The sequence below is a fragment of the Vermiculatibacterium agrestimuris genome (genome assembly GCF_943193085.1).
GTDB lineage: Bacteria > Bacillota > Clostridia > Oscillospirales > Oscillospiraceae > Vermiculatibacterium > Vermiculatibacterium agrestimuris.
Genome location: NZ_CALPCU010000045.1, coordinates 1 through 7775, shown reverse-complemented (window position 1 = coordinate 7775; position 7775 = coordinate 1). Strand labels below are relative to the sequence as shown.

The 7775-nt window shown below is 63.5% G+C and carries 7 protein-coding genes; 5 read left to right on the top strand and 2 right to left on the bottom strand.

Features of this window, described 5'->3' with window-relative positions; translation table 11 throughout:
* Positions 1-53 precede the first annotated feature (53 nt).
* Positions 54-1427: a citrate/2-methylcitrate synthase gene (locus NFR87_RS10140; RefSeq protein ID WP_251449356.1), complete on the bottom strand. Its 1374-nt coding sequence runs from the start codon at positions 1425-1427 to the stop codon at positions 54-56.
* 108 nt (positions 1428-1535) lie between these two features.
* On the opposite strand from NFR87_RS10140, the gene spoIID reads away from it, so the two are divergent.
* From spoIID to NFR87_RS10125, 3 genes are read left to right on the top strand one after another with little or no spacing between them, the layout of a single operon-like run.
* On the top strand, positions 1536-2585 hold the full coding sequence (gene spoIID / locus NFR87_RS10135) for a stage II sporulation protein D (protein ID WP_251449345.1): 1050 nt from the start codon (positions 1536-1538) through the stop codon (positions 2583-2585).
* A gap of 46 nt (positions 2586-2631) precedes the next feature.
* Positions 2632-2994 carry a CidA/LrgA family protein gene (locus tag NFR87_RS10130; RefSeq protein ID WP_251449343.1) on the top strand — a complete coding sequence of 121 codons (363 nt, stop codon included), beginning with the start codon at positions 2632-2634 and terminating at the stop codon, positions 2992-2994.
* The gene (locus tag NFR87_RS10125; protein WP_251449341.1) at positions 2987-3679 is read left to right on the top strand and encodes an LrgB family protein; all 693 of its coding nucleotides are present in this window, start codon (positions 2987-2989) and stop codon (positions 3677-3679) included. The genes NFR87_RS10130 and NFR87_RS10125 overlap by 8 nt, the downstream gene beginning before the upstream one ends.
* 97 nt (positions 3680-3776) lie before the next feature.
* On the opposite strand, the gene NFR87_RS10120 is transcribed toward NFR87_RS10125, so the two are convergent.
* Positions 3777-4526, bottom strand: coding sequence for an SDR family NAD(P)-dependent oxidoreductase (locus NFR87_RS10120; RefSeq protein ID WP_479266841.1), 750 nt, complete (start codon positions 4524-4526; stop codon positions 3777-3779).
* Between the two features lie 196 nt (positions 4527-4722).
* Between NFR87_RS10120 and NFR87_RS10115 the strand changes: the two genes are divergently transcribed.
* Together NFR87_RS10115 and mnmE are read left to right on the top strand one after the other, a co-directional pair.
* A complete protein-coding gene (locus tag NFR87_RS10115; protein WP_251449339.1) occupies positions 4723-6123 on the top strand; it encodes an NAD(P)/FAD-dependent oxidoreductase in 1401 nt (466 codons plus the stop codon).
* A 248-nt stretch (positions 6124-6371) separates the two neighbouring features.
* Positions 6372-7742 (top strand): tRNA uridine-5-carboxymethylaminomethyl(34) synthesis GTPase MnmE, encoded by a 1371-nt coding sequence (gene mnmE / locus NFR87_RS10110; protein ID WP_251449337.1) that lies wholly within the window; start codon positions 6372-6374, stop codon positions 7740-7742.
* Positions 7743-7775: the final 33 nt, after the last annotated feature.

Genomic DNA, 7775 nt, shown 5'->3' with positions numbered 1-7775 from the left:
CGCCCTGCCAAAAAGGCAGGGCGCTTTTTTGCGCTTTACCGCTCGTCCTCGCTTCAGTCCAAGCTCCCAACTTGCCCGCTTCTCCGCTCTTCCAGGGGCACGAAAGGCCGCAGGGGCGCCACCACCTTGTAGGCGGGGCGGATGATCCGCCCGCCGGGAGTGAACAGCTCCTCCAGCCGGTGGGCGCACCAGCCCACCATCCGGGACATGGCAAAGAGGGGGGTATAGAGCTCAATGGGGATGCCCATCATCTGGTAGACAAAGCCGGAGAAGAGATCCACGTTGGCGCACACCACCTTCTTCTGGCCCCGCTGGGCCATGACCTGGGGAGTGAGCCGCTCCACCGCCTCATAGAGCTGGAACTCCTCCAGCATACCTTTGCTCTGGGCAAGGGAGCGGGCGAACTGCTTGAGGATGACAGCTCTGGGATCGGAGAGGGTATAGATGGCGTGGCCGATTCCGTAGATGAGGCCCGACCGGTCGCCCTCGGCCTTGTCCATGAGCCGGCCCAGGTAATGGGAGACCTCCTCCTCGTCGGCCCAGTCCTTCACACCCTCTTTGATGTAGGAGAACATCTCCATGACCTTCTTGTTCGCCCCGCCGTGCTTGGGGCCCTTCAGGGAGCCCACAGCCGCGCCGATGGCGGAGTAGAGGTCGGTGCCCGAGGAGGTGAGCACCCGGCAGGTAAAGGTGGAGTTGTTTCCGCCGCCGTGCTCGGCGTGGAGCACCATGCACAGATCCAGCAGCCGGGCCTCCTCGGCGGTAAACTGGTTGTCGTGGCGCACCGCCCAGAGGAAATTTTCCGCCAGGGACAGCCCCGGCTGGGGCCGGTGGAGGTAAAGGCTTTCGTTGTTGTAATAGTGCCGCTTGGCGGCGTAGGCGTGGGCCACCATCTGGGGGGCCCTGGCGATCAAAACCATGGAGCGCCTCAATTCGCTGGAAAGCGTCATGTCTTCTGGGTTATCATCGTAGGAGTAAAGGGTGAGCACGCCCCGGGCCAGCTTGTTCATCACGTCGGGACTGGGGGCCTTGAGGATCATGTCCTCGGTGAACATATCGGGCAGGGCGTGGTTGGCGTCCAGGAAGGACTCAAAGCTCACAAGCTGCTCCCGGGTGGGCAGGGCGCCAAAGAGAAGCAGGTAGGCGGTCTCGGCATAGCCAAAACGGTTTTCCGAGGTGAAGCCATGGATCAGCTCCTGGAGGTCGATGCCCCGGTAGAGGAGCTGGCCGGGCATGGGGACGCGCTCCTCGTCCTGAATATAGTAGCCCCGGACGTTGGCGATCTCGGTGACGCCCGCCACCACGCCGGTACCGTCGGCGTTGCGCAGACCCCGCTTCACGTTGAAGTGTTCGTAGGCGGAGGGGTCGATGTGGCTGTTGGCCTGAAACTCCTGGCACAGGCTCTCGAGAAAGGCGGCGTCGGACATGAGGCAGCACTCCTTCACGCTCAGATAAAGAATACTTCATTTTACTCTATTTTTTCGGTTTGGTCAATTCAAAATGCCCGAAAAAGGGCGGGGAAGAGGTCGAAGACTATGGTCAAGCAAGAGCGCAGAGGACACACCGGCTGGGCTGGCAGGGCGATGCTGCTGGGCGTGGCGCTGTTGGCGGTATTTTTTCTCCTTCCGCTGCTGCTCCTTCCGCAGGAGGAGCGCCCGGAGAAGGGGGAGACGGAGCCTCCGCTTCCCACCGCTACGCTGCCGGTGCTGGAGCCTCCCTCGGTGGAGCCCAACACCGGCTGGGACGCCCAGCAGACGCTGCGCCTTTTGAAGGCGGACGGCACGGTGGAGGAGCTGACCATGAGGGATTATCTCTGGGGCGTGGTCTCCGCGGAGATGCCGGCCTCCTTCCATTCCGAGGCCCTGAAGGCCCAGACGGTGGCGGCCCGCACCTACTGCCTCTATCAGCGCTCCGGAGGGGACAAGCACCCCGGGGCCGACGTATGCACCGACTATGCCTGCTGCCAGGCATATCTGACAAAGGAGCAGGCGGCGGCGGGCTGGGGGGACAACGCCCAGCTGTATACAGACAAGATCGCCCAGGCGGTGGAGAGCACCGACGGCCTGGTGTGCCTCTATGAAGGCGCACCCATCGACGCGGTGTTTTTCTCCTCCACCGCCAGCCGTACCAACGACGCCGTGACGGTCTGGGGCACCGAGGTGCCCTATCTGACCGCGGTGGCCTCCCCAGAGGGGGAGGAGGTGCCCGGCTGGCGCACCGAGGTGGTCTTCACTCCGGCGGAGTTCTTTGCCCGATTCCGCCTGTCCGACCCCAACGCAGAGTTTGGCGCCGATCCGGCCACCTGGATCGAAAACATAGAGACCGACGACACCGGCATGGTGGAGCATTTGACGGTGGGCGGCCGGCAACTCACCGGGGGACAGGCCCGCTCCATTTTCGGCCTGCGCTCGGCCCGGTTCACCGTCACGGCCACCCAGGAGGAGGTGCGCTTCCAGGTCGTCGGCTACGGCCACGGAGTGGGCATGAGCCAGTACGGGGCCAACGCCCTGGCGGGGGAGGGGAAGAGCTTTACGGATATCCTGGAGTGGTACTATACCGGCGCGGAGGTTCACCCGGCCCCTTGACAAGCCGGGTATAATAGGGATACCTGTTTTCTTTGGAGGCGATCCCTTGAAATACGCACGGCAATTTCTCATTATCCTGGCCTTCTCCTTCGCCGGGGAGGCCCTTCGGCTCCTGATCCCCCTGCCCGTCCCCGCCAGCGTCTACGGCCTGATCCTCCTCTTTGCCGGCCTGTGCCTGGGCCTGGTGAAGTTGGAGCAGGTAAAGCCGGCGGCGGGCTTTCTCCTGGAGATCATGCCTATTCTTTTTATCCCGGCGGTGGTGGGGCTTATGGATCTCTGGGACGTGCTCCAAAGCGTGCTGCTGCCCGCCCTGGTTATCGTGGTGGCCTCTACCCTTGTGGTGATGGCGGTCTCCGGCTGCACCGCCCAGTGGATGCTCGGCAGGAAGGGAGGGAAGGGCCGTGCGTGATTTCCTCTCCGGCTCCCTCTTCTTCGGCGGAGTGGCGACCCTGGTTTTTTACGAGCTGGGGCTTTTGATCAAAAAGCGGTTCAGGCTGGCCATATTGAACCCGCTGCTCCTGGCCTCCATCGGGGTCATCCTCTTCCTGCGCCTTGTGGGGGTGGAGTACACCTCCTATAATGAAGGGGCCAAGTATATCTCCTACCTGCTCACTCCCGCCACCGTGGCCCTGGCGGTGCCCCTCTACGAGCAGGTGGAGCTTTTGCGGCGAAACCTGGCGGCGGTGCTCTCCGCCATCCTGGCGGGCACGCTGACGGCGCTGTGCTGCGTGACCCTGCTGTGCCGGGCCTTCTCCCTGGAGCACGCCCTGGCGGTGTCCTTTCTCCCCAAGAGCATCACCACCGCCATCGGCATGAGCCTGTCCCAGGAGCTGGGGGGCGTGGCGTCCCTCACCGTGGCGGCCATCGCCATTACCGGCGTTGTGGGCGCCGTGTGCGCCGAGGGGCTTTTCAAGCTCCTGCGCATCCGGGAGCCCATTGCCAAGGGACTGGCTCTGGGCACCGCCTCCCACGCCATCGGCACCAGCCGCGCCCTGGAGCTGGGGGAGGTGGAGGGGGCCATGTCCAGCCTCTCCATCGCTGTGGCGGGGCTGCTCACCGTGGTGCTGGCGCCGCTGTTTGTCCATCTCGTATAAAAAAGGGACGGGCCTGCAGGCCCGTCCCTTTTTTTGCCCCGGAGGGCGTATAACCACATGTTGCGGCCTTCCGGCCAAAGGGCCCGTATGCGGGCGCTTACACCCGGGTCAGACCGTCCACCCCCAGCACCTGGCCGGAGATGTAGCTTGCCATGTCGCTGGCCAGGAAGATGAAGGCGTTGGCGATATCCTCCGGCTCCCCGATCCGGCCCAGGGGGATCTGGGCAATAAGGGGAGCGATCATGCTCTCAGGCAGGGCGGAGACCATGTCGGTCTTGGTGATGCCGGGGGCCACGGCGTTGACCCGGATCCCGTCGGGAGCCAGCTCCCGGGCCAGGGAGAGGGTCATGCCGTTGACGGCGAACTTGCTGGTGGGGTATGCCACACCGCCGGGCTGGCCGTACTTGCTGACCATGCTGGAGGTGTTGAGGATGACGCCGCTGTGGCGCTCCTTCATGCCGTCCACCACGGCCCGGATGCAGTAAAACATGGCGTTCACGTTCAGATCCATGGTTTTCCGGAACATCTCGGGGGTATAGCTGCCGATCTTGGCCGAGTCGGACACGCCGGCGTTATTTACCAGAATGTCGATGCGGCCGTACTTGGCCTCCACGGCGTCAAAAGCGGCCTTGACCGAATCATAGTCGGTGAGGTTGGGGGCGATGCCCTCCACTTTCCAGTCGGCGTTGAGCGACTTGAGAGAGGCCAGAGCCTTGTCCACGGTCTCCTGGCGGGAGCCACAGAGCACCACGGTGGCGCCGCACTCCAAAAAGCCCTTGACGATGGCGTAGCCGATGCCGCGGGTTCCGCCGGTGACAATGGCGATCTTGTCCTTCAGGATCATCATGAGAAAAAACCTCCTTTATGAAATCTACACCAGTATAACACGTTTTTGGGAAAAAGCTACCCAAAAAATGGGCTCGAAGTAGAAAAGGGCGGCAAACTATGATACAATAGATTCACTTTGCGAGCAAAGCGAGCTTAGGGAATCTTCTGTGCCCTTGTGGTATCATGATCTCACTATCCCAAAAAGGAGAATGGACATGCGTGAAAAAGTGGATGTGGCCGTTATCGGCTGTGGAGAGGCCGGCATTTACGCCGCCTATGAGCTGACCCGTCTGTGCCGGTCGCTGAAGGTGCTGGTGTTGGAGAAGGGCGAGGACATCTACCGCCGCAGCTGCCCCATCGTGGCGGGAAAGGTGCGCTCGTGCGTTCAGTGTCCGGTGTGCGGCACCATGTGCGGCTTCGGCGGGGCGGGTGCCTTTTCCGACGGGAAGTTCAACTTCACCACTGAGTTCGGCGGCTGGCTCACTGATTTTATGCCCGCCAACCAGGTCATGGAGCTCATCGGCTATGTGGACGAGATCAACGTGGGCCATGGGGCCACCCGGGAGCTCTATTCCACGGCTACGCCGGAGGCCAAGGCTCTGGAGAAAAAGGCCCTGGAGTTCGATCTTCACCTGCTCCAGGCCAAATGTAAGCACCTGGGCACGGAGAACAACCTGCGCATCCTCCAAAACATCTACGAGGACATGAAAGAGCGGGTGGAGTTCCGCTTCCGTACCGGGGTGGAGCGCATCGAGACGATGGAGAAGGGGTACCGCCTGATCACCGAAAAGGGGGACGAGGTGGACTGCGACTGGCTCATCGCCGGGCCCGGCCGCTCCGGGGCGGAGTGGTTTGCCAACCAGTGCAAAGCCCTGGGGCTGAAACTGCTCAATAATCAGGTGGACATTGGCGTCCGGGTGGAGCTGCCCGCCCGGGTGTTTGAGCACATCACCGACGTGGTGTATGAGTCCAAGCTGGTCTACCGCACCAAGCAGTACGGCGACCAGGTGCGCACCTTCTGTATGAACCCCTACGGCCACGTAGTGGCGGAGAATGTGGAGGGCATCAATACCGTCAACGGCCACTCCTACGCCGATCCCGCCCTGCGCAGTGAGAACACCAACTTCGCCCTGCTGGTGTCCAACCGGTTCACCGAGCCCTTTAACGAGCCCTACCGCTACGGCAAACACATCGCCTCCCTGAGCAATATGCTCTCCGGCGGCGTACTGGTGCAGCGCTTCGGCGACCTGGTGGGGGGCGCCCGCTCCAACGAGCACCGCATGAGCAAGTCCTTTACCAAGCCCACCCTGACGGCGGCGGTGCCCGGCGACCTCAGCCTGGCCCTGCCCAAGCGGCAGCTGGACGACATCATCGAGATGATCTATCAGCTGGATAAGCTGGCCCCCGGCACCGCCAACTACGACACCCTTCTCTACGGGGCGGAGGTGAAGTTTTATTCCGCCCGCCTCGCCCTCTCCGCTGAGCTGGAGACCGCCCTGCCCGGCTTTTTCGCCATCGGCGACGGGGCGGGCGTTACCCGGGGCCTGGCCCAGGCGGGAGCCTCCGGCGTGAAGGTGGCCCGGGTCATCGCCCGGCGGCTGGGGGAGAATAAATAAATTTGGTTGACCAGCAATGTTCTAAAATCGAATCTTTGGCAGCCGATATACAAGACGATATTCAATTGACAAAAAGTTACAAAAAGTAACAAATCAAGAGATATCAAGGTTTTCCACATTATCCACCGGCTTTTCCACAGGCAATTATGTTAACGCGGCAAGGGTGGGATATGCAAAAGGGGTTAACATAATATTTGTCAAGGGAAAATCTGTGGGCGTTTTTTACGAAATTTTGAGGAGGGAAATATATGCCATCGGAGCTCATTGCGGCCATCGCTACGGGCCCAGTCCGCGCCGCCATTGGGACGGTGCGGCTGTCCGGGCCGGGGGCGGCCCGGTGTGCCGGGGCGGTCTTTCGTCCCGCCGACGGCAGGGCCCTGGAGATCCACCCGCCCAAGACCCTGGTCTACGGCACCGTTCTGGACAGGACGGGGAAGGGCGTCGACATGGCCCTGGCCGTGTGGTGGCCGGAGGGCAGCGGCTACACCGGGGAGGAGGCCGCCGAGCTTCAGTGCCACGGCTCCCCCATGGCGCTCTCCCTGGCCCTGGAGGCCCTTTTTGCCCATGGGGCCCGCCAGGCCGGGCCGGGGGAGTTTACCCGGCGGGCGTTTTTGAACGGAAAGCTGGATCTGACCCAGGCGGAGGCGGTGATGGATCTCATCGACGCCGAGACCCCCCAGGCCGTCCGCCAGGCGGCGGGGCAGATCTCGGGGCTCCTCTCCCACCGGGTGGAGGAGATCTACGGCGGTCTGGTGGACGTGATGGCCCACTTCCACGCCGTGCTGGACTATCCGGACGAGGATTTGGATCCCTTCACCGGGGAGACAGTGGAAAAGGCACTGGAGCAGGCGGAGAGGGCGCTGGAGGCCCTTTTGGCCACCGGGGGGAGGGGCCGGCTTCTGAACCGGGGCGTGCCCTGCGCCATTGTGGGCCGGCCCAATGTGGGCAAGTCCACCCTCCTCAACGCCCTGGCGGGCTGTGAGCGGGCCATCGTCACCGACATCCCCGGCACCACCCGGGACACGGTGGAGGCGCGGTGCGTCCTGGGGGAGACTCTTTTGCGGCTCGTGGACACCGCCGGAGTGCGGGAAACTGCCGACCCGGTGGAGCGGCTGGGGGTGGAGCGCAGCCGGAGAGCCATGGAGGAGGCGCAGCTCATTCTGGTGGTGGCAGACCGCTGCGTGGGCCTGACCCAGGAGGATATGGAGCTGTGCCGGGAGGCGGTGGGACTGGCGCCCACGATCCTGGTGTGGAATAAGTGCGACCTGCCCGCCGGGGACGCCCCCGTGCCCCTGGAGGCCCTTCCCGACGCGGTGGAGGTCAGCGCCAAGACCGGCGCGGGGCTGGAGGCGCTGGGAGAAAAGGTGGACCGGCTCTTCCCCCATGGCGCGAAGGGGGAGGGGGAGGCCCTGCTCACCAATGCCCGGCAGACCGAGGCGGCGGGGCGGGCCCTGACCGCTGTGGAGCGTGCGGGATCGGCGCTGAAAATGGGCGTGACCCCTGACGCCCTGCTCACCGACGTGGAGGAGGCCCTGTCCGCCCTGGGAGAGCTGACGGGCAAGACTGTCCGGGAGGACGTGACGGATCGCATCTTCTCCCGCTTCTGCGTGGGGAAATAGAAGAAGAAAAGGGGGGGGGGGGGGGGGGGGGGG